This is a genomic window from Thauera sp. K11 (assembly GCF_002354895.1).
GTDB lineage: Bacteria > Pseudomonadota > Gammaproteobacteria > Burkholderiales > Rhodocyclaceae > Thauera > Thauera sinica.
This window is the reverse complement of record NZ_CP023439.1, coordinates 3,092,531-3,114,971: the sequence shown is the minus strand read 5'-3', so window position 1 is coordinate 3,114,971 and position 22,441 is coordinate 3,092,531. Positions and strand designations below refer to the sequence as shown.

Below are 22,441 nucleotides of genomic sequence, written 5' to 3'. Positions count from 1 at the left end.
AGCCGCGCAGCCCGCGGCCGCCGTCAGGTGCGCGCCGGGGCGGCGCCGGCCAGCACCGCGCGGCCCGAGTTGCGCACCAGTTCGCCGTAGCGCCCGCAGCGTTCGATGTATTCGCGCGCGCTCTTGGGCATCGTCACGCGCGCGCGGGTGATGTCGGTCAGCAGGTTGCGGCCCTGCACGATGAGGTGCAGCCCGTCGCTGGCCAGTTGCTGCTCGGCGGGGTTGGAGGCGGGCGCCAGCCTGGGGGCGAACAGGCCGAGCTGCTCGGAGGCGACGACGAAATCCGCCCACACGTCGAAGATGTCGGGATCGGTGCGCAGCGTCTCGCACTTGACCTTCGCGATGCAGGCGAAATCGGCCACCAGCGGTTCGATGCCGTGGAACATCGGGGTGGCGGCGAAGGTCGAGGTCATCACTGCGGCGATCAGGTCGATGTCGCGCAGTGCCTGGGCGATCTTCACGTAGCGGCTTTCGTAGAAAGCCTCTACCGGGATCGAGAAGGCGCGGAACGGCTCGCCCCACAGTTCGTCGATGCCCTCTTCGCCGCTGCGGTGCAGTACGAGCTTGCCCAGTTCCAGCGCCTCGTGCAGACAGAGGCCGCACTCGCGCATCAGCGCGTTGTCGGTGTCGATCTCGATGCCGAGTTCCTGCAGTTCCACCAGCTTGGTGAAGATGTCGGTGGCGCGGTTGAACAGCGCCCCGGCCAGCATCGCCCCCTTGACGCGCTTGTGCGCCGGGTCCGGCTCGGTTTCGTAGGAGCGCCGCGCGTCGTCCAGACGCTTGCCGGGGATGTTGATGCCGTGCTCGACGTGGTTGAACAGGCGGCGGGTGAGCGCCTGGATCAGCGTCTTCTTGGCGCTGAGCGAATCGAGAGGCGGATCATAGACCTTGAGCCAGTAGCCGTCGTAGTAGACGCGTCGCACGCCATCGATGGTATCGGGCGTGCCGTTGGGCAGGTCGTTACATGCCGCGGGGGGCGGGAGCTTGGCTGTATTCATCGCCGCAACAACAATAGCTTTTCGTCGTGTCGCGACGGCCGGTCGCCATCGCGGAACGAAGTCGGCGCGAGGATGCCACTTCCAGCGCGTTTTGGCTATGGCGTGCTGCCTGCGCGCGGCGGGTCAGGCGAAGTCGGCGGGGATCACCGCGCGCAGCACGGTCTGGGTTTCGTCCTCGCGCACGCGGTTGGTGAACCACCACAGCGCGCCCTTCTTGATCGTCCAGTCCGCCTCCGCGCCCGACAGCAGCAGCGCGCACAGGCGGCCGAGCGCCGGTTGATGGCCGACGACGAGGGCGGCACCGCGCGCGTCGGGCCAGCCCGTGGCTGCAAGGATGTCGGCGACGCCGCCGTCGGGGCTGAGCGCGCCGACGACCTGGAAATCGTCGGTGAAGGCCGAGGCGGTCTGCCGGGTACGCAGCGTGGGGCTCGCATACACCTTGAGCTGCTTGGGCCGATGCTGGTCCAGCCACGCGGCCACGCGCCGCGCCTGCCGGCGGCCGCGATCGGTCAGTTCGCGGGTGTGGTCCGGGCTGCCGTCCGCCGCCTCGGCATGGCGCCACAGCAAAAGATCCATGCGTTTCTCCATCCTTGCAGGGGACGGCATCATGCGCGCCTCCTGTTGCACGGAAATGTCGGCCAGCCCGCTTTCGGCCAGGGCGGCCGGCAGCGTGTTGCTCACCATGGCGTCTTCCCCCACAGCAACGGTTCACAGTCGTGCAGTACGCGCCGGCGCAGGCGCGCGTAGCGCGGCCCGTGCCAGCCGAGGATGAAGGCGGCGGCGGCGCGCAGGCCGCCGTTCTCGCCCGCCCAGGCGGCCAGCCGGCCGTGCGCGATGTCGACGTCCTGCAGAAAACCCAGCGTGTCCTGCGCGCGCGTCAGCGCGGCGATGTAGCGCGTGGTCGCCTTCGCCGGAAACAGCGGCGCGAAGAACTCGATGCCGTAGCGCAATTCCTTGAAGCTGATGCGCAGTGCATGCAGGCGCACCGGCACCAGGCCCGCCGCGGCGTCGAACTGGCGCCGGCCGCGCTTGCGCAGGCGCGCCAGGCGCAGGCGGGCGAAGGTACGCAGGTCGGCCGCGGCAGCCAGCGGGCCAGTGGGCAGCCGCAGCAGGGCGGCGGTGAACTCCAGCATCAGGCGCCCCTGCGCGGCGGGGTCCAGGTTGCGTTCGGCATTGCGCCGCGCGGCCGTGCGGGCGTCCGCCGCCAGCCGCAGCAGGCGCGCCATGCCCTCGGCGTCGGGGAGCCCCTCCGGTTGCACCGGATCGATCAGTTCCATATGCAGCACGTCGAGATCGCGCGCGTCGCCGAAGCGGTTGGTGTTTTCGCGCAGGCGCACGTTCCATTCGCCGACGAACTCCACCGGCAGCGCGGGCGCGAAGGCTTTCAGCAGCGAGCGCAGGCGGCGCTGCGACACGCGCAACTGGTGGATGAAGTCCGGATCGTGGCTGTGGGCGGCGGCGCTGGCATTGGCCTGCCACTGGCGCAGGCAGGACAGCGCCAGCGTGCGGAAGGCTTCGACCACGTCCTGGTCGGCGCTGATCGTCGACGGCTCGGCGCGGGCCAGCGTGGCCGGCTGCTGCAGGAAGAGGCGGTAGCCGCGTTCGGCCTTGGACGCGTCGGCCGGCATCAGCGGCAGATCGCGGGCGAGTTCGCAGGCGAGTTCGAGCAGGTCGGCCGGTGCGCCGTGTTCGAGTTCGAGTTCGAGTTCGCTGATGAGGTCGGTGCGCTTTTCGCCGTCGGGCGTGGCGACCTCGATGCTGCCGGTGTCGATCATCAGCAGGATGCTCACCCCCGTGCGCGGCTCGTGGCGGCGGGTTTCGCGGCGGAAGCGGGTGGTGAACACCGGCTCCAGCGCGGCGGCGTGGCGGGCGAGCAGGCGGGCCGTGGCGGGCGCGTCCACCTGCGAGAAATCGAAGGTTCCGCCGTAGGGCTGTTCCCATTCCGGCCGCTGCGACAGGCCGCCGCCGGATACCGCGGCGCACTTCACCGTCTGCAGCCGGTTGCGGCCCAGCTGCCGGGTGCGCACCGCCACCTTGTGCGCCTTGAGGTCGAGCGATGGCGTGTCGTAGTAGGTGTTGTGCAGCGTCTGCACCGGACCGAGCCTTGGCGCGGCAGCGACCAGCGGGTGGCGGCGCAGGGCGGCGACGGCGCGCGGGGGAAGTGTGAGCTTGAGTTCGATTTCCTGGCTCATGGCGGCGCCCTCGAGGCGGGCGGCAATCCGTCTGTCTGAAAGACGGCGATTCTAGCCGTGGCGTTCCCGCTTCGTCATGCGCTGTTTCATGACATGAAATATTACAATTCGGCCGTCCCACGGACGCCGGCCGGCATGGTGCCGGCCGCGCCGGGCGCTTCCTCGCCGAAAACCGCCTGCCACAGCGCCATCACCGGCCTGCGCGCCGTCTGCGCCTCGGCGGGATCGATCCGCGAGGGCTGGTCGTTGAGGCGCTGGCGGTGCTGCAGGCGGCGCATCTGCCGATAGCTGTCGGCGCAGGCCGCCGCGAGGTCGGCGGGGATCAGGCCGAGCCGGCCGGCGATGCCGAGCAGGGCGATGTTGCCGAGGTTGCCGGTGAGTTCCGGATGCGCGTGCGAGTGGCCGAGCACGAGGTACTGGATCAGGAACTCGACGTCGATGAGCCCGCCGCGGTCGTGCTTGAGGTCGAACAGTTCGCTCTTGCCGCCGTGCGCGTCGCGCATCTTGCGCCGCATCGACAGGACCTCTGCGCGCAGCGGGGCGAGTTCGCGCGGCAGCCGCAGCACCTCGATGCGGATGCGCTCGAAGGCTTCGCCGAGTGCGCGGTCGCCGGCGGAGAACCGCGCCCGCGTCAGCGCCTGGTGTTCCCACACCCAGGCCGATTCGAGCTGATACTTGCGGAAGGCATCCAGCGAGCAGGCGATGAAGCCGGACTCGCCGTTTGGCCGCAGGCGCAGATCGGTCTCGAACAACTGGCCGGCGGCCGTGTGCGAGGACAGCCAGGTGTTGGTGCGCTGTGCCAGCCGGCCATAGACCTCGGCCGCTTCGAGGGAGGGATCGTCGTACAGGAACACGATGTCGAGGTCGGACGCGTAGCCCAGTTCCTTGCCGCCGAGCTTGCCGTAGCTGATCACCGCGAACTTCGGCTCGTCGCGGTGGCGGATCTTGATCTTGCGCCACACCAGCGGCAGCGTGACGTCGAGCATGATGTCGGCAAGCTCGGAGAGGTGGTCGGCGAGCTTTTCCACCGTCAGCAGGCCGGCGATGTCCTGCGTCAGCAGGCGGAATTCCTGCGCGTGATGGCGCTCGCGCATGACGTCCATCTGGCGTTCCATGTCCGGCTCGAGGGCATCGAGGTCGGCGGCCAGCCCGGCGCGGAAGGACGGCCAGTCGGGGGCGGTTTCCATCGCGCGCGGGTCGAGCAGTTCGTCGAGCAGGATGGGGTGGCGGGTGAGGTACTGTGCCGCCCAGCGCGAAGCGCCGACGAGGTCGGCGACGCGGCGCAGGGCGTGCGGATACTGCTGCAGCAGCGCGAGGTAGGCGCCGCGGCGGCCGATCGCCTCGAGCAGGTCGAGGCAGCGCGCCAGCGTGTCGTCGGCGCCGGGCGTGGCCGCGGCGGCTTCGATGACGCGCGGCATCAGCGCGTCGAACCGGCTCCTGATGTTGTTCGGCAACTGCTTGTAGCGCGGGCCGGCGTGGATGGCGGCGAGGCGGGCGGCGGCGGCGCGCGGATGACGGTAGCCGAGTTCGCCCAGCGCCGCGGTGGATTGATCGGTGTCCTCGGCGGCCTTCCACACCGCGTCCAGGCTGTGGTCCTCTTCCGACGGGTCGCCGAACACCGCGTCGAAATGCCGGCTGACCACCGCGCGATGGCGGTCCAGCACCTCGAGCAGCGCCGCGTAGTCGGCAAAGCCCATGCCGCGCGCGATCAGCGCGCGGTCGGCGTCACCGGCCGGCAGGTCGTGCGTCTGCGCATCGTCGAGGTACTGCAGCCGGTGCTCGAGGCGGCGCAGGAAGTCGTAGGCCGCACCGAGTTCGCGCACCGCCTCGGCCGACAGGATGCCGCGCTCGGGCAGCAGCGACAGGACCTTCAGCGTGGGCCGGATCTGCAGCGAGGCGTCGCGCCCGCCGCGGATGAGCTGGAACACCTGGGCGATGAATTCGATCTCGCGGATGCCGCCGGGGCCCAGCTTGATGTTGTGGGCGCGGTCGCGGCGCGCGACCTCGCGGCGGATCTGGGCGTGCAGGTCGCGCATCGCGTTGACCGCGCCGAAGTCGAGGTACTTGCGGAAGATGAAGGGGCGGGCGATGTTCTCCAGTTCCTGCCAGCGCTCGCCGGCCAGCACCCGGGCCTTGATCCAGGCGTAGCGCTCCCATTCGCGGCCCTGCGTGATGAAGTAGTTCTCCAGCATGTCGAAGCTGCCGACGAGCGGGCCGGAGTCGCCGTTGGGCCGCAGCCGCATGTCCACCCGGAACACCTGGCCGTGCTCGGTCACCTCCGCCAGCGCCTGGATCAACTGCTTGCCGAGGCGCTCGAAGAACTCGAAGTTGCTGATCACCTTGGCGCCGCCGGTGTCGCCGTCCTCGGGGTAGATGAAGATGAGGTCGATGTCGGAGGACACGTTCAGTTCGCGCCCGCCGAGCTTGCCCATGCCGATGACCAGCAACTCCTGCTCCCAGCCGGTGGGCGACAGCGGCAGGCCGTAGCGCTGCACCAGCGCGGCGCGCAGCACGTCGTGGGCGCGGCGGACCGCGACCTCGGCGAGCACCGTCATCGTTTCGGTGACTTCGGCGAGGTCGGCGCGGCCGCCGAGGTCGCGCACGGCGAGGTGGCACAGCACCCAGGTGCGCAGGTGGCGCAGCGCGGGCCGCAGCGCCGCCTCGGCGCCGCCGCCGGCGGCCTCCTGCTCGTCGAGGAAGGCGTGCATGGCGTCGGCGTCGAGCGCATGCCCGATGCTGGCGGCAAGCCGGGCACCGAGCCAGGGGCGGCTGTCCAGCATGCGCATCAGGAAACGCGACAGCCGGGCGGCCTCACGGATCGGCCCGGGAAGCATGTCGTTGACGGCGGTGGGCTGGGAAGGCATGAGTCGAACTCCCGGTGAGAGATGACGATCGTTGGTAGAATGCCGGTTTGCAGCGTGTCGGGACGGCCCGCAGGGGCGGCGTTCCGATTCTATCCGGGCCCGTGTCCGCTGGCTCGCCGGGGTATCTCCGGCCCGTGCGGGCAGGCCGCGGAGATCGGCGGCACGATGCGACCGGCTGCGCCGGCTCCACCGGTCCCGCAGGGACCGCACCTCCGGCACCCGGCTGCCGGGCGACATGGCATGAACGACCCCTCACCGTCCTCCCTCGACCAGACAGACGCCGCGGACCCCGCTGCCGAAGCGCGCAGCGCATCGCGTGCGCGCCGGGTGCTGCGCGCCGCGGGGCTGCTGGCGCTGGCCGCATGGTTCGTGCTCGGCACGGCGGTCCTGCTGGTGCGGGACGTCCTGCTGCCGCGCATCGACCGCTATCGCGGGGACATCGCCGCGATAGCGAGCGAGGCGCTGGGCCTGCCGGTGTCGATCGGCGCCATCGATGGCGACTGGAGCCGGCTGCGCCCGCGGCTGCACCTCGACGACGTCGTCGTCGCCGATGCCGAAGGGCGGCCGGCGCTGAACCTGCCGCGCGTCGACGCCAGCTTTTCGTGGGCCTCGCTGCTGCAACTGTCACCGCACTTCAGCCGGCTGGAGATCCACTCGCCCAGGCTGGCGGTGCGGCGCGAGGCCGACGGCAGTCTTTTCGTCGCCGGCCTGCGCGTCGGCGCGCAGGCCGGAGGCGGCGGCATGCTCGACTGGCTGCTCGGCCAGGGGCAGATCGTCGTCCGCGATGCGTCGGTGTCATGGACCGACGCGCTGCGCGGTGCGCCCGAACTGCAGCTCGAACGCGTCGACTTCCGCCTCGACCGCCGCTTCGGCATGCATCGTTTCGCGCTGCTCGCGCAGCCGCCCGCGGCACTGGCGTCGATGCTGGACGTGCGCGGAGAACTGCGGCGTCTGTCGGCGGACGACCCGCTGCGCGCCGCGGGCAGGCTGTACCTGTCGCTGGAGCGCGCCAACCTCGGCGGCTGGCGCGCCTGGGTGGACTACCCGCTGCCGCTGCAGGGCGAAGGCGCCGTGCGCGCCTGGGTCGACCTCGGCGAGCGGCACGGCGACGAGCCGCGGACCGCTGCCGTGACGGCCGACGTCGCGCTCGGTGCCGTCGATACGCGCCTCGGCGACACCTTGCCGGAACTGCACCTGAACCGCCTCGCCGGGCGCCTGAGCGTATCGCGGCGTGCCGACGGCTTCGACGTGTCCACCCGGCAACTGGCTCTCGAGACCGGCGGCGGGCTGCGCGTGGTGCCCACCGATTTTTCGCTGCAGGTGCGCAATGCGGCGGACGGGAAGATGGCGCAGGGCAGCCTGCGCGCGAACCGGCTCGATTTCGCCGCCCTGGCCGGGCTCGCGGCCTACTTGCCGTTCGGCGACGCGGTCCGCGCGCGCCTGGCTGGATTCGATCCGCGCGGCGAGCTGTCCGGCCTGCGGCTGGACTGGCGCGGCGAAGCGGCGGCGCCCGAGGCGTGGACCTTGGCCGGGGACTTCGCCGGCGTGGGCGTCGCGGCGCACGACGGGCTGCCGGGGCTGGGCGGGCTGTCGGGCCATGTCGAAGGCAACGAGCGCAGCGGCCGCTACCGCATCGACGGCCGCGACGTCCACCTCGACCTGCCGGAAGTGTTCGAGTCGTCGCGGCTGGACTTCTCCGTGCTGCGCGCCGAAGGCGGCTGGCAGCGCCGCGACGGCCGGCTCGAGATCGCGCTCGATACGGCGGGTTTCGACAACGCCGACGCCACGGGCAGCGCGTCGGGGCGCTACTGGCCGCAGCCCGGGGGAGCGGGCGAGATCGATCTGCAGGCGCGCCTCACCCGCGTGGAAGGGACCTCGGTGTGGCGCTACCTGCCGCGCGTGGTCAACCGCGACACCCACAACTGGGTGCGCAGCGCGATTCGCCGCGCGGTGGTCCCGGACGCCCGGCTGCGGCTCAAGGGCATGCTCGACGACTTCCCGTTCCGCGACGGCAAGGGGCAGTTCCTGGTGTCGATCAAGTTGGCCGACGCGCTGCTCGAATATGCGCCGGGCTGGCCGGCGATCGACGGCATCCATGGCGAAGTGCGCTTCGAGGGGCCGGGCATGCGCATCGAGGCGCCCAGCGCGCGCATCTTCGGCGTCCAACTGGCCGGCGTCGTCGCCGACGTGCCCGATCTCGACGTGCTGCCGAGCGAGATCATGACGATCACCGGCAAGGCGACGGGCCCGACGGCGGATTTCCTGCGCTTCGTCGCCGAGAGCCCGGTCGCCGGCCACATCGACCATTTCACCGACGGCATGCGCGCGGAAGGCGGCGGCACCCTGGACCTGCGGCTGGTCATGCCGCTGCGCAGCGCGAACGACACGACGGTGCGCGGCGACTATCGCTTTGCCGCCAACCGGCTGTGGCCGATCGACGGCCTGCCGGCGCTCGATGCGGCCGGCGGCCGGCTGACCTTCACCGAGAAGGCGCTGGCGATTCCCGAGGCACGCGCGCAGATGCTGGGTGCGCCGCTGCGCCTGACCGCGCGCACCGAGGCCGACGGCAGCGTGCGCTTCGAAGCGGCCGGAGCGGCCAGCCTGGGCGCGCTGCGGGCGGAGTGGCCGCAGGCGGCCGACTGGACGGTGGCCGATCACGTGTCGGGAAGCGCGCCGTGGAAGGCCGACATCCGCGTCGGCCGGACCGGCACCGAGGTGCTGGTGACGTCGGACCTGGACGGGATGAGCACCAGCCTGCCCGCGCCCTTCAACAAGCCGGCAAACGAATCCTGGCCGCTGCGCGTGAAGTTCGCCCATCCGTCGGACGGCGGGCCGCCGAGTCTCGAGGCGGACCTCGCCGGCCGCGTCTCCGCCAGGCTGCAGAAGGACGCGGCCGGCGGATCGGCGTGGCGCGGCGGGGTCGGCATCCTGCAGCCGGTGCGCGGCGCGGAGAAGGGCGTGATGGTGACGGCCGAGTTCGACAGCCTCGACGTGGATGCATGGCGGCGTGCGCTGACGACCGATGGCGACGCACCGGCCGGCGCCGATGCGGCGCCGGCTGGCGAGCCGGCGCTGGCGCTTGCCGGCGTGGCGATGCAGGCGCGCGAGGTGCGGGCCTTCGGCCAGACGCTGAAGGGCGTCCAGTTGCGCGCGCTCGCCGACGCCGGCGGCTGGAAGGCGCGCCTGGACAGCGACCTCGCGGTGGGCGAATTCGACTGGCGCCACGCGGGGGACGGTACGCTGAATGCGCATTTCCGCCACCTGACGGTGGGCAGCGACGGCGACGAGCACGCGAAGTCCGCCGCCGCGCCGGACGAGGCGCCGCCGCGCCGGCTGCCCGGCGTCGACATCGTCGCCGACCGCTTCTCGCTGCACGGCAAGGAACTCGGCCGGCTCGAAGTCGTCGCGCGCAACCGCGGCGGGCTGTGGCAGCTCGAACGCCTGTCGGTGGCCAATGCCGACGGCCGCCTGACGAGCTCCGGACGCTGGCAGGCGGCCGGACGCCAGCTCACCGACCTCGATTTCAGGCTGGAGACGCCCGACGTCGGGCGCTTCTCGCGCCGCTTCGGCTATCCCGACGCGGTTCGCGGCGGGCAGGCGACGCTGGCGGGAAAGCTGAGCTGGCGCGGCGCGCCGACGCGCATCGACTTCCCGTCGCTGTCGGGCAGCATGACGCTGGAGGCCAGGGACGGCCAGTTCAACAAGCTGGAGCCGGGGGTCGGCCGGCTGCTCGGCATCCTCAGCCTGCAGGCGCTGCCGCGGCGCATCACGCTCGATTTCCGCGACGTGTTTTCGTCGGGATTCGCCTTCGATCGCATTTCCGGTAGCATCGACGTCGCCCGCGGCGTGCTGCGCACCGACGACCTCGAGATCCGCGGCCCGGCGGCGCGCATCCGGATGCGCGGATCAGCCGACATCGAGGCGGAAACGCAGGACCTGAAGGTGGCCGTGCAGCCCACGCTGTCCGAATCGGTGGCGGTCGGCGCGGCGGCGGGCTTGGTCAATCCGGTGGCGGGGGTCGTGGCCTACGTGGCGCAGAAGGTGCTGAGCGACCCGATCGAGAAGTTCTTCGCCTATGAATACACCATCACCGGGACGTGGGACGATCCGGTGGTGAGCAAGTCGGGCAGCGCTGCGGCCGATCTCGCCCCGGGCCGCGGCGGAAACGAGCGCTAGCGCGGCCGAATACTCCAACCCGAGCGCGCGCATGCGCGTTCCGAGCAAGACGACACGATGAGTTCCCAGCAGACGTCCAGCGACAGCGCCCCGGCGGGCGGCACCATCCGCATCGCCGCGATCCAGACCGTATCGGGCCCCGACGTGGGCGAGAACCTCGCCACCGCCGGGCGCCTGATCGGCGAGGCCGCGGCCGCGGGGGCACGGCTGGTGGCCCTGCCCGAGTACTTTCCGCTGATCTCGGGCGACGAGCGCGACAAGGTGCGCTTTCGCGAGACGGACGGCGAAGGCCCGATCCAGTCTTTCCTCGCCGACGCCGCCCGCCGCCACGGCGTATGGCTGGTCGGCGGCACGCTGCCCCTGGTGGCGGGCGTCGACGACAAGGTGCGCAACACCACGCTGGTGTTCGACGACCAGGGCCGGCGGGTGGCGCGCTACGACAAGATCCATCTGTTCGGCTTCCAGCGCGGGAGCGAACGCTACGACGAGGCGGCGACGATCGAGCCGGGCCGCGAGGTGGTGCGTTTCGCTTCCCCGGCCGGCTCGACGGGCCTGTCGGTCTGCTACGACCTGCGGTTTCCCGAGCTGTTCAGGGCATTCGGCGAGGTCAACCTGATCATCCTGCCGTCCGCCTTCACCTACACGACCGGCCGCGCGCACTGGGAAGTGCTGCTGCGCGCGCGCGCCATCGAGAACCTGTGCTACGTGATGGCGCCGGCGCAGGGCGGACGCCATCCCAGCGGGCGCGTCACCTGGGGCCACACGATGATCGTCGACCCGTGGGGCGAGATCCTCGCCTGCCAGGACGAAGGCCCCGGCGTGGTGCTGGCGGACCTCGACCCGGTGCGCCTTGCCTCGGTGCGCGAAAGCCTGCCGGCGCTGCGGCATCGCCGCCTCTGAACGCCGCCGGCCGGCGCGCGGCCCGCGCATCCGGAAACGGAGATCGTTTTTGCGCCAACCCGGTCCAACCGGGCAACGTGACCATGGAATCCTCATGAGCAAGACAAAGAACCCCCTCAAGGTTGCCGAACGCTATCTGCTGTCGCCCTACGACCTGGACGACGCCAAGCTCGAGAAGGTCTTCGGCAAGCTGATGAAGCACCGCCTCGACTACGCCGATCTGTACTTCCAGTACCAGCGCTCCGAGGCATGGAGCCTGGAAGAAGGCATCGTGAAGTCGGGCAGCTTCGACATCGAGCAGGGTGTGGGCGTGCGCGCGATCAGCGGCGACAAGACGGCCTTCGCCTATTCCGACGACATCTCGCTCGACGCGCTGGCCGGTGCGGCCACCGCGACACGCGCCATCGCCGATGCCGGCGGCCGGCGCAAGGTGGCGATCGAGGCGGCCAGGACCAAGCCACGCCTCTACCGCGGCGACGATCCGCTCGATTCCCTCGACGACACCGCCAAGGTGCAACTGCTCGAACGCCTGGAAGGCATGGCGCGCGCCGAGGACCCGCGCGTGACCCAGGTCATGGCCCACATCGCCGGTTCCTGGGAGGTCGTGCTGGTGGCGCGCAGCGACGGCCACATGGCGGCCGACGTGCGGCCGCTGGTGCGGGTGTCGATCACCGTGATCATGGAAGAGGACGGCCGCCGCGAGCAGGGCAGCGCCGGCGGCGGCGGGCGCTACGACTACGGCTACTTCTGCGACGACCGTCTGCATGACTATGCGCGCGCCGCGGTGCATCAGGCGCGCGTCAACCTGGGCGCCGCACCGGCACCCGCGGGCACGATGCCGGTGGTGCTCGGCCCGGGCTGGCCGGGCATCCTGCTGCACGAGGCCATCGGCCACGGGCTGGAGGGCGACTTCAACCGCAAAGGCAGCTCGGCCTTCTCCGGCCGCATCGGCCAGCAGGTGGCGGCCAGGGGCGTCACCGTGGTGGACGACGGCACGCTGCCCGATCGCCGCGGCTCGCTGACGATCGACGACGAGGGCAACCCGACGCGGCGCACCGTGCTGATCGAGGACGGCATCCTCACCGGCTACATGCAGGACATGATGAACGCGCGCCTGATGGGCATGGCCCCCACCGGCAACGGCCGGCGCGAGTCCTTCGCCCACCTGCCGCTGCCGCGCATGACCAACACCTACATGCTGAACGGCGAACGCGATCCGCAGGAGATCATCAAGTCGGTGAAGAAGGGGCTGTACGCGGTGAACTTCGGCGGCGGACAAGTCGACATCACGTCGGGCAAGTTCGTGTTTTCCACCGCCGAGGCATACCTGATCGAGAACGGCAAGGTCACCCGCCCGGTGAAGGGCGCGACGCTGATCGGCAATGGTCCGGACGTGCTGACGCGTGTCAGCATGATCGGCAACGACATGGCGCTGGACCCGGGCGTCGGGACCTGCGGCAAGGATGGGCAGAGCGTGCCGGTGGGCGTGGGCCAGCCGACGCTGCGCATCGACGGCCTGACGGTGGGCGGCACTGCCTGAGTGGCAGGCGGGCGCCCGGCGGCAGGCGTACCCGCTGCGTGGGAAGGAAGCGGGACGTGCCGGGGCATCTACGCCCTTCGTGCCCAGAATGGGCTGCGCGGGTGGGGACAGAGCCCTGCCCGGCGTGATCTTTGACCCCATGTCTGCCCCATCGCCGGCCGTCGGCCGGGAGCGTTCGGGTAAGATGGCGGACACATAAGCCCCCTGCCGCCATCATGTCCCTAGCGTCGATTCCGGCTGATCTGGCCGAACCCGTGGATCAACGCCCCCACTACGTCCGCTCGGTGACCGAGATGGGGGAGCGCCAGTCGATCGTCGCCCACGAGGACATCTACGCTTCCAACGGCATGAAGCTGCTGGCGCGCGGGGCGAGCGTCGATCGGAGCTACATCGACCTCTTGTGCCGGCACAAGCTGCGTGCGCCGCTCGATCTCGCCCTGTCGGCGGAGAATCAGGTCGACTCGACGCAGCTCGCCTTCGAGGCGAACAAGCTGCTCGCCTCGGACTCCGTGATGGCCACGCTCGCCGAGCGCTCGGGTGATCCGCTGGGCTTTCGCCAGTGCCTGGGCGCGCTGCCGCTGCCGGCGCCGATCATGTTCCGGCTGACGGTGATGCGCGAGATGCGCAGCGCGCTGTTCGACCACAGCCTGCGCATCGCGCTGATCACCTATGCGCTGGCCGTACGCATGAACGTGCCGAGGCGGGACCTGAACGACCTGCTGATCGCCGCGCTGTGTCATGACCTGGGCGAGATGCATACCGACCCCGAACTGCTCGCGCCCGGCCACAGCATCACGCTCCAGGAACGGCGCTTCATCCATGTGCATCCGGTGACCGGCTACGTGCTGCTGTGCGACGTGCCTTCGATCTCGAACGCGACGCTGCAGGCGGTGCTGCAGCATCACGAGCGGCTCGACGGCAGCGGCTACCCGGCGGGCCTGAGCGGCGGGCGCATCCATGCGTTCGCCCGCATCCTGTGCGTGGCCGAGGTGACCGAGGGGCTGGTGCGGCGCGGTGATCCGCGCCGGGTGGACGTGCTGCTGCGCCTCAATCACCAGCGCTTCGACACCGAGGTGACGCACACCCTGCGAGAACTGCTGCTCATCGGGCAGCCGTCTCCCGACATCCGGCCCCCTGCGCTCGATCCGACCGCCCAACTGGCGCGGTTCGAGAGGCTCTTCGCCGATTCGCCCGGCCTGATCGAGCGCCTGGAAGGGCGCCCGGACGGTGCGCAGGAACTCGCCTTCGTGCGGGAGCGGATCGCCATGCTGCGCGCGCTGGTGCATAACTCCGGGATGAGCCCCGAGTATCACGATGCCCTCGTCGACGTGATCCGCGAGGACCCGGAGGTCGCATCCGAGTTCGCCGCCACCATGGACGAGCTGAAGTGGCTGATGCTCGACATCGCCAACGAAATCGAACGCCGTGCGGCCCTGGTCGCACTGGTCGATGACGAGGCCGCCGGCGTCGCCGCCGAACTGCTCGCGCTATTGCGTGGGACCGGGGCCTGAGCGGCGGTCGCCGTCGCGGCGAGCGCCGGCCCCGGGACGGCGCGTCAGAAGAGCGCGAGCTGCGGGCCGGCCTCGCGCGGCGGGCGGAACAGCGAGGTGTCGAGGTCGCGCCGCATCCGCCCGAGTCCGTGCCTGCGTTGCAGGCGGGCGAGGCGCTGCCGGTACAGGTCTGCCAGCACGCCGGTGCCGCGCATGCGATGGCCGAAGCGCGGATCGTTCTGCCTGCCGCCGCGCAGATCGGTGAGCAGGCTCATGACGTGGCGCGCCCGCTCGGGCGCATTGCGCTCGAGCCAGTCGGTGAACAGGGTCCTGAGTTCGTACGGCAGCCGCAGCACCACGTAGCCTGCGCTGTCCGCACCGGCCGCGCAGGCCGCGTCTATGACGGCTTCGAGTTCATGGTCGTTGAGGGCCGGGATCAGGGGCGCGCACAGCACCCCGACGGGCACACCGGCTTCGTGCAGCCGGCGTATGGTCTCGATGCGTCTTGCCGGGCGCGCGGCGCGCGGTTCCATCCTGCGGGCGAGCTCGTCGTCGAGCGTGGTGACCGACACCATCACCTGCACCAGGCCGTCGTGTGCGAACCCGGCAAGCAGGTCCAGGTCGCGCTCGATGAGTGCGGACTTCGTGATCAGGCTCACCGGATGGCGCGCTTCCAGCAATACCTCGAGGATGCTGCGGGTGAGGCCGGTGTGCCGTTCCACCGGCTGCCAGGCGTCGGTGTTGACGCCGACCGCGATCGGCGCGCAGCGATAGCCCGGCGCGGCCAGTTCGCGGCGCAGGATCGCCGCGGCGTCGGGTTTCCAGAACAGTTGCGTTTCGAAATCGAGCCCCGGCGACAGGTCCAGATAGGCGTGGCTCGGCCGTGCGAAGCAATACACGCAGGCATGTTCGCAGCCGCGGTAGGGATTGATGGAGCGGTCGAAGGGAACGTCGGGAGAGCGGTTGTAGGTGATGACGTGCTTCGCGCGATCGATGTGCAGCCGGGTCGCCACCCGCGCCGGGGCGCCGGAATCCTCCGGCGCCCAGCCGTCGTCGAACGCGGCGCGCTGCCATCGCAGGAAGCGGCCGTCCGGGCGCAGGCCGGTGCCGCGGCCGCGCGGCGTGGCGGTGAGAGTGGATGGACTGTAATTATTTACATGCATGAGGCCGAGTTTCGGCCTCGCCCGCTGCCGCGTCAAGCGGCTGATTGTCGCGGCTGTCGGAGTGGGGCGCGTTGCGCGCGGCATAAGCCTCGGCGAGACTGACGGCGCGGGCCGGCGTGCTGATCGAGAACGCGATCGCGGTGGTGGTCAGAATGGCGGCAACTGTCTGGCGTGTGATCATGCGGTGCTCCTTTTTCAGGGTCGTCGTTGTCTTTCTGGCTCGGGATCTGGTGTTTCCGTGCGGAACAGGCCGGGGTCCAGGCCATGGCGCTGCAGCAGGCGGTAGAACTCGGTGCGGTTTCGCTCCGCGAGCCGTGCAGCGTCGCTCACATTACCGGCGGTGAGTTTCAGGATCTGTATCAGGTAGTTTCGCTCGAAGCGCTGCTTCGCCTCGGCGTAGCTGAGCGCTTCGAGCGGACGCACGCGCAGCGCCCGCTCGACCAGGGTGCGCGGGATCAGCGGCGTGGTGGCGAGCGCGCAGGTCTGCTCGACCACGTTCTGCAACTGGCGCACGTTGCCCGGCCAGGCCGCGGTGGCGAGCGCCGTCAGCGCATCCGGCGCGAAGCCGCGCACCTTCTTGCGATACTTGCGCGCCAGTGCGGCGAGGAAATGCTCCGCGAGCAGCGGGATGTCCTCGCGCCGCTCGGCCAGCGTGGGCAGGGTCAGCGTGACGACGTTGATGCGGTAGTAGAGGTCGTCGCGGAACTCGCCGCTGGCGAGCAGGGCGTCGAGGTCGCGATGGGTGGCCGAGATGATGCGCACGTCGATCGGTTCGGCACGGATGGCGCCGACCGGCCGCACCGTCCGCTCCTGCAGCACGCGCAGCAGCTTCACCTGCAGCGAGAGCGGCATGTCGCCGATTTCGTCGAGGAAGAGCGTTCCGGCATGGGCGGTCTGGAAGAGGCCGGGATGGTGGCCGGTGGCGCCGGTGAAGGCGCCGCGCACGTGGCCGAACAGCTCGGATTCCAGCAGCGGTTCGGGGATCGCGCCGCAGTTGATGGCGACGAAGGGCGCCTCGGCGCGCGGGCTGGCGTCGTGGATGGCGCGCGCGAGCAGTTCCTTGCCGGTGCCGCTGTCGCCGCGGATCAGCACGCTCGCATCGGAGGCGGCGACCAGGCGCGCTTCGTCGAGCAGGGCGTGCATGCGGGAACTGCGGCTGACGATGCCGCTGCCGTCGGTCGCGCCCCTGCCGCGCCCGGCCGGCGCGGGGGCGTGATGCAGCGCGTCGCGGATGCGTTCGAGCAGTACCTGGCTGTCGAAGGGCTTGGTGAGGTAGCCGGCGACGCCGCGCGAAGTGGCCTCGACCGCATCGGGAATCGTGCCGTGCGCGGTGAGCAGGATGACCGGCAGCGTCGGGAACTGGGCGTGGATGTCGCCGAACAGCGCGAGGCCGTCGCGGTCCGGCAGGCGCACGTCGCTCAGCACGAGATCGAACCGCTCCGCGGCCAGGTGGGCGAGGGCGGTTTCGGCGCGGGCGCAGGCGACGACCCGGTAGCCGTTGGCGCCGAGGCGCATCTCGAGCAGGCGCAGCAGGTCGGTATCGTCGTCGACGATGAGCAGGCGGGCGCCGTGGTCGGGCGGCGGGGACGGGCTCACGGCTTGGCGGTTCATGGCGGCGTGCGGCGTTCCTCGGTGGGGGAGGCGGTGGCGGGGGATGTGGCAGCGGGGAGCGGAGCGGACAGGTTGCGCTCGATTTCCGCGAGCGCGTCGAGCTTGCGCTGCAGTGCGTCTGCCCGTGCGCGCATCTCCTCCTGCTGCCGGGTGGACAGTTCGAGCTGGGCGGCGCTGCGGTCGAGCTGCTGGGCGAGCCGCTCGTTGAGTGCGTCGAGCCGCAGGCGCTCGTTGACCTGTTCCAGCAGCAGGCGCGCCAAGTCGTGCAGGGGCTGCGCCTCGGCATCCTGCGCCGCGAGCACCGATTCGAGCAGCGTGCGGGCGCGAGACAGGTTGAGGCTGCGAGGATGCAGGGCGAGGAGGGCGGACTGCATCTTCGACTGCGCGGTGCGTTCCGTGCCCAACTGCCGGCGCTCGCGTGCCAGATCGGCCGCGGCGAGCGGCTGTATGCCGCGGTGGAAGGCAAGCACATGGGAAGCGGCGTCGCCTTCATCGCGGACTGGTGCAGCTTCCGGCGCGGGCGGGATGGCGGTGCAGCCCGCGGCCAGCAGGAGGGCGGCTGCGGCGCAGGTCGCGCGCTGCCGGGCGACCGTTCCGGGCGCGAAGCGGTCAATACGCATCGGGCAGTTCCATCCTGAAGTGCGCGCCGCGCGCAGCCGGCAGGGCGGCGATCGTGCCGCCATGGGCCGCCACCAGTTCGCGCGCGATCGCCAGCCCCAGGCCGTTGCCCTTGTTGGGGCGGGCGGCGGCGATGCTGCCGCGGAAGAAAGGCTCGAACACGCGGTCGAGTTCGGCCGGCGGAATGCCCGGGCCGTCGTCGATACAGTCGATGACCACCTTGCCGCCATCGCGGTTCAGGGCCACCCTCACCACCGACCCGGCCGGGGCATAGGCGATCGCGTTGGCGACCACGTTGGACAGTGCCGTCTCCAGCTTGGCCGCATCGGCATGCAGGCTGCCTGCGGAGCCGTCGACTTCGAGGCGGACTCCTTTCGCACGTGCCGGCAGGCGCTGGTCGGCGGCCACCTGGTCGGCGATCCCTCTGGCATCCACCGGTTCGCGCATCAGGCGGGCGGCGTCGAACTGCACGGCATGGAAATCCAGCAACTGTTCGATGCGGGCCTGCAGCAGGCGGGCATTCTGATCGAGGATGGCTGCGACCTCGCGTTGCCCGTCCTCCAGCGGGCCGATGGTCCCGTCCCGCAGCAGGGCGATGCCCTCGCGCAGCGATGCCAGCGGTGTCTTCAGTTCGTGCGACACATGGCGCAGCACCCGGTTGCGGTCGGCTTCCAGCGCGGCGAGGCGCTGGCGCAGCCAGTCGAGACGCCGGCCGAGCCGGCGCAGGTCGGACGGACCGCCGACCGCGACCGGCTCGTCGAGGCGGTTGTCGCCGAGGCGGACGATCGCCCGTTCCAGCCGCTGCAGCGGGCGCAGCGTCCACCAGCCGGCGAGGACGGCGAGCGCCAGCGCAGCGGCAAAGGCGGCGGCGAGCTGGCCGGCGAGTTGCTCGCGGCTGCGATCGAGGGCGCCGAGCAGGGCAGCATTGCCGGTGGAGAGCGCCTCGCGGACGCGGGCGGCGAACTGGTCGTTGAGGGCCGCAAGGCGGGCGAGGAGGCGCGGCAGGTCCGCGGCCGCGTCGGTGTCGTCCCCGTCGTCGAGGCCCGCGCGCAGGGCGGCGGCGGCGCTGCGCCATTCCGCGACGTGGCCGGAGAGGCCGGGCAGGTTGTCCTGGAGCACCGCGAGCGCGGCCAGCGCTTCGTCATGCGCGGCATCGAAGCGCGCCCGCAGTGCCGGCTCCCGCAGCACGCGGTATTGGCGCGCGCTGCGTTCGAGGTCCACGGTGCGTTCGCCCAGGCTCTGCAGCGCGCTCGTCAGCCCCAGCGCCATGCGGCTGCCATCCCAGCTCATGCGCGAGAAGCGCTCCAGGCTCAGCCAGCCGCCCGCCGCGGCCGCCCCCAGGATGCCGGCAATCAGCATGAAACTCGCCAGCAGCGTGAGGCGGAAAGACGGGTGCGGCATTGCGGCGACGGCTCGAACTGGATTTGCAAGAATGCAGTTTAGGCGCCGGTGCGGGCCGTCGGGCAAGGCAAGTGCAAGACGATGTGTCGGTACCGCCCCTGCACCGTCGCACTGGGGCGACAGGATTTCTTCATTTCGTATCAGTGACTTGCCTGGATTTGCCGCGACAGGTGTCGGGCCGCGGCGACGGATCGGTGCGGAAAGCGGCTGGACGGGTGTCGTCAGGAGGTCGCGGTATGAATTGCAAGACGTTGATATGAATTGCAATTCCGTTGCCTGGCACATGCCTTGCATAGAGCCGTGCCGGGCCGTGTCGGACGGCCCGATCCATGCTCAAGGAGAAACCATGTTCAACAAGCCCACCATGTTCCCGAAGAATGGCGAAACCCATGCCGATCGCGGTTTGCGGCCCGGACAGGGCGGTAGCGGTCTGACCGGTGGCGCGCTGTCTTCCGTCTCCGCCGCGACGGCGGTGAGGGACAATCCGCCTTCCGACACGACGGACACCAAGGCATCCGTGTCGACGCAGCCTGCTGCGGACGCCGGCCAGGCCACCGGCAGCAGCCTCATCGTCGGCCCCGACGTAAAGCTGAAAGGCGCGGAGATCCTGGACTGCGACACGCTGGTGGTCGAAGGCCGCGTCGAGGCGACGATGGACAGCCGCGTGATCCGCATCGCCCAGAACGGCTCCTACTCGGGGACGGTGGGCATCGACGTGGCCGAGGTCCATGGCGTGTTCGAGGGCGAACTCACCGCCCGCAAGCAGCTCATCATCCACGCCACCGGCCGGGTCAGCGGCAAGATCCGCTACGGCAAGATCCTGATCGAGGAGGGAGGCGAGATCTCGGGCGACGTCAAGTCGCTCGCGGCTGCGGGCAAGGAAAGCGGCAAGCCCGTGGAGAAGTTCCCTGCCGAGGCCAAGCCCCTGGCAGCGGTCGCCGGCTGAGCAGACGCGGGAAGGGCGGCGGCGGTTCGCGCCGTCCGCCGCTTTGTTCGGGCCGTCTGCCGTATGGTTCCCGCAGGCGCGGGTTCGTTCAGTTGCGCCCGTCGCCGGGGAGGGTGCCGGCGGCGATCTGCTCCGGCCGCCAGCCCCAGCCCCGCTCCCAGGCGGTGCGGACCAGGGCGGGGTATTCCGGCCGGCCCAGGCTGCCGTTGTAGCGGCCGAGCGCGCGGAAGAGATCGCCCTTCTCGATGTCGAGGTAGTGGCGCAGTATGGTGCAGCCGTAGCGCAGGTTGGTACGCAGGTGGAAGAGGTTGTCGTCCGGCCTCTCCATCACCTTCAGCCAGAACGGCATCACCTGCATGAAGCCGCGGGCGCCCGCCGACGAGATCGCGTACTTGCGGAAGTTGCTCTCCACCTGGATCAGTCCCAGCACCAGTTGCGGGTCCAGCCCGGCGCGGGTGGCTTCGTAGTGGATGGAGGTGAGCAGTTCGGCGCGATAGGCGGCATCGGGAATGCGCCGCTCCAGCCGGCGCGACATTTCCGCCAGCCAGCGCGCGCGTTCGCCCGCATCCGCGATCGGCAGCATGGGCGCCGCCGCGTCGCTCACCGCCGCATGAAGGGCGGCCCGGACGCTGGCCGCCAGCGGTTCGTACTGCTGCGCGCCGGCCCGCGCGCCGCTGCTTGCAGCCGCCAGCAATAGCGCGGCGGCGAGCGTGGCGAGAGAGGGTGCAGTGCGCGGCAGGCGCATCAGGCCCGTGCCGCCTTGACGCGCTCGATGACGAAGGCTGCGACGTCCGCCACCGGCACCTTGCTGGCCTCGCCGTCGCGCCGTCCCTGGTATTCGGCGATGCCGTCCTTCAGGCCGCGCTCGCCGAGGGTGATGCGATGCGGCACGCCGATCAGTTCCCAGTCGGCGAACATCACGCCGGGGCGCTCGTCGCGGTCGTCCAGCATCACATCCACGCCGGCGGCGAGCAGTGCGTCGTAGAGCCGCTGCGACTCTTCGCGCACCGCCGGCGACTTGCTCCAGCCCACCGGGCAGACGACGGCCTCGAAGGGCGCGATGGGTACCGGCCAGATGATGCCGCGGGCATCGTGGTTCTGCTCGATCGCCGCGCCCAGGATGCGGGTGACGCCGATGCCGTAGCAGCCCATCTCGAAATGCTTGGGCTTGCCGTCGTCGTCGAGGAAGGTCGCGTTCATCGCCTCGGAGTATCTGGTGCCGAGATAGAACACGTGGCCGACCTCGATGCCGCGCTGGATCGCCAGCGTGCCCCGGCCGTCGGGCGAGGGGTCGCCCTCGACGACGTTGCGGATGTCCGCCACCAAGTCGGGCTCGGGCAGGTCGCGGCCCCAGTTCACGCCGGTGTAGTGGAAGCCTTCCTCGTTGGCGCCGCAGACGAAGTCCGCCATGTCGGCGACGGTGCGGTCGGCCACGATGCGCACCGGCCTGCGCGGGCCGATCGGGCCGAGCGACCCCGGCCGGCTGCCGAAGTGTTCGAGGATCTCGGTCTCGCTGGCGAAGCGGAACCCGGCCTTCAGTCCGTCGATCTTGCCGGCCTTGACCTCGTTGAGTTCATGGTCGCCGCGCACCAGGAGCAGCCACACGGTGGCGCCGGCGGGACGGCCCGCTTCGTCCACCTCGTCGGCCGCCAGCACCAGCGACTTGACCGTGCGCTCCAGCGGCAGGTCGAGCAGGTCGGCGACCTCGGCACAGGTCTCGCGGCCCGGCGTGGGCGTCTTCTCGAGCCCCTCTTCGGGCGCGGCGCGGTGCGGCAGCAGCGATACGGCTTCGGCCAGCTCGATGTTGGCGGCATAGGCGGACGTGGGGCAGTAGACGATCGCATCCTCGCCGGTGTCGGCGATCACCTGGAATTCGTGCGAACGGTCGCCGCCGATCGCGCCGGTGTCCGCCGCGACCGCGCGGTAGGCGAGGCCGAGGCGGTCGAAGATGCGCTGGTAGGCGGCGTACATGATGTCGTAGCTGCGGCCGGCGGCTTCGGCGCTGCGGTCGAACGAGTAGGCGTCCTTCATCACGAATTCCCGTCCGCGCATCACGCCGAAGCGGGGCCGGCGCTCGTCGCGGAACTTGGTCTGGATCTGGTAGAAGTTCTTCGGCAGTTGCCGGTAACTCTTTAGCTCCTGGCGCGCGATGTCGGTGACGACTTCCTCCGAGGTGGGCTGCAGGGCGAAGTCGCGTTCGTGGCGGTCCTTGAGGCGCAGCAGTTCCTCGCCCATCTTGTCCCAGCGCCCCGTCTCCTGCCACAGCTCGGCGGGCTGCACCAGCGGCATTACCAGTTCCATGGCGCCGGCACGGTTCATCTCCTCGCGGATGATGGCTTCCACCTTGCGGATCGCGCGCAGGCCCATCGGCATGTAGCTGTAGATGCCGGCCGCCGCCTTGCGGATCATGCCCGCGCGCAGCATCAGCTTCTGGCTGACGACTTCGGCGTCGGAGGGAGCTTCCTTGAGGGTGAACAGATGGAACTGGCTGGCGCGCATGGAGGAGTACGGAAAAGCGTTGGTCGGACGCGGGATTCTAGCG

16 protein-coding genes are annotated in these 22,441 nt (G+C 70.6%); 5 read left to right on the top strand and 11 right to left on the bottom strand.

Annotation, left to right across the window (positions count from 1 at the left end; all coding sequences use genetic code 11):
* Positions 1-23: 23 nt before the first annotated feature.
* The 4 genes from CCZ27_RS13545 to glnE form a co-directional block, all read right to left on the bottom strand.
* On the bottom strand, positions 24-998 hold the full coding sequence (locus tag CCZ27_RS13545) for a hypothetical protein (RefSeq protein WP_232516406.1): 975 nt from the start codon (positions 996-998) through the stop codon (positions 24-26).
* 123 nt (positions 999-1,121) lie between these two features.
* Complete coding sequence (locus CCZ27_RS13540; RefSeq protein ID WP_096452558.1) at positions 1,122-1,574, bottom strand: SixA phosphatase family protein; 453 nt, start codon at positions 1,572-1,574, stop codon at positions 1,122-1,124.
* A 101-nt stretch (positions 1,575-1,675) separates the two neighbouring features.
* Positions 1,676-3,190: a CYTH and CHAD domain-containing protein gene (locus CCZ27_RS13535; protein WP_096448969.1), complete on the bottom strand. Its 1,515-nt coding sequence runs from the start codon at positions 3,188-3,190 to the stop codon at positions 1,676-1,678.
* Positions 3,191-3,291: 101 nt separating this feature from the next.
* Positions 3,292-6,054 carry a bifunctional [glutamate--ammonia ligase]-adenylyl-L-tyrosine phosphorylase/[glutamate--ammonia-ligase] adenylyltransferase gene (glnE, locus tag CCZ27_RS13530; RefSeq protein WP_096448967.1) on the bottom strand — a complete coding sequence of 921 codons (2,763 nt, stop codon included), beginning with the start codon at positions 6,052-6,054 and terminating at the stop codon, positions 3,292-3,294.
* 240 nt (positions 6,055-6,294) lie between these two features.
* On the opposite strand from glnE, the gene CCZ27_RS13525 reads away from it, so the two are divergent.
* The 4 genes from CCZ27_RS13525 to CCZ27_RS13510 all read left to right on the top strand — a co-directional run bounded on the left by CCZ27_RS13525 (position 6,295) and on the right by CCZ27_RS13510 (position 14,181).
* Positions 6,295-10,230: a YhdP family protein gene (locus CCZ27_RS13525; protein ID WP_096448965.1), complete on the top strand. Its 3,936-nt coding sequence runs from the start codon at positions 6,295-6,297 to the stop codon at positions 10,228-10,230.
* 57 nt (positions 10,231-10,287) lie between these two features.
* Complete coding sequence (locus CCZ27_RS13520) at positions 10,288-11,130, top strand: carbon-nitrogen hydrolase family protein (RefSeq protein ID WP_096448963.1); 843 nt, start codon at positions 10,288-10,290, stop codon at positions 11,128-11,130.
* 94 nt (positions 11,131-11,224) lie between these two features.
* Positions 11,225-12,670 (top strand): metalloprotease TldD, encoded by a 1,446-nt coding sequence (gene tldD, locus CCZ27_RS13515; RefSeq protein WP_096448961.1) that lies wholly within the window; start codon positions 11,225-11,227, stop codon positions 12,668-12,670.
* Between the two features lie 254 nt (positions 12,671-12,924).
* Positions 12,925-14,181, top strand: coding sequence for an HD-GYP domain-containing protein (locus CCZ27_RS13510; protein ID WP_157748583.1), 1,257 nt, complete (start codon positions 12,925-12,927; stop codon positions 14,179-14,181).
* Between the two features lie 44 nt (positions 14,182-14,225).
* Here the strand turns inward: CCZ27_RS13510 and CCZ27_RS13505 are convergent, their stop codons facing one another.
* From CCZ27_RS13505 to CCZ27_RS13485, 5 genes are read right to left on the bottom strand one after another with little or no spacing between them, the layout of a single operon-like run.
* Entirely contained in the window at positions 14,226-15,323 is a 1,098-nt protein-coding gene (locus CCZ27_RS13505) for a PA0069 family radical SAM protein (protein ID WP_096448957.1), read from the bottom strand.
* A complete protein-coding gene (locus tag CCZ27_RS13500) occupies positions 15,310-15,504 on the bottom strand; it encodes a hypothetical protein (protein WP_096448955.1) in 195 nt (64 codons plus the stop codon). The genes CCZ27_RS13505 and CCZ27_RS13500 overlap by 14 nt, the downstream gene beginning before the upstream one ends.
* A gap of 14 nt (positions 15,505-15,518) precedes the next feature.
* Positions 15,519-16,934, bottom strand: a complete 1,416-nt coding sequence (locus tag CCZ27_RS13495; protein WP_096448953.1) for a sigma 54-interacting transcriptional regulator — start codon at positions 16,932-16,934, stop codon at positions 15,519-15,521.
* Positions 16,931-17,554, bottom strand: a complete 624-nt coding sequence (locus CCZ27_RS13490) for a hypothetical protein (protein ID WP_198363123.1) — start codon at positions 17,552-17,554, stop codon at positions 16,931-16,933. The genes CCZ27_RS13495 and CCZ27_RS13490 overlap by 4 nt, the downstream gene beginning before the upstream one ends.
* Entirely contained in the window at positions 17,544-18,953 is a 1,410-nt protein-coding gene (locus tag CCZ27_RS13485) for a sensor histidine kinase (protein ID WP_096448951.1), read from the bottom strand. Before CCZ27_RS13485 ends, CCZ27_RS13490 begins: the two co-directional genes overlap by 11 nt.
* Before the next feature lie 346 nt (positions 18,954-19,299).
* Here CCZ27_RS13485 and CCZ27_RS13480 point away from each other — a divergent pair, with 346 nt between their 5' ends.
* Positions 19,300-19,899 carry a bactofilin family protein gene (locus CCZ27_RS13480; protein WP_096448949.1) on the top strand — a complete coding sequence of 200 codons (600 nt, stop codon included), beginning with the start codon at positions 19,300-19,302 and terminating at the stop codon, positions 19,897-19,899.
* 88 nt (positions 19,900-19,987) lie between these two features.
* Here the strand turns inward: CCZ27_RS13480 and CCZ27_RS13475 are convergent, their stop codons facing one another.
* Positions 19,988-20,644, bottom strand: coding sequence for a lytic transglycosylase domain-containing protein (locus CCZ27_RS13475; RefSeq protein WP_096448947.1), 657 nt, complete (start codon positions 20,642-20,644; stop codon positions 19,988-19,990).
* Positions 20,644-22,398: a proline--tRNA ligase gene (locus CCZ27_RS13470; RefSeq protein ID WP_096448945.1), complete on the bottom strand. Its 1,755-nt coding sequence runs from the start codon at positions 22,396-22,398 to the stop codon at positions 20,644-20,646. Before CCZ27_RS13470 ends, CCZ27_RS13475 begins: the two co-directional genes overlap by 1 nt.
* Positions 22,399-22,441: the final 43 nt, after the last annotated feature.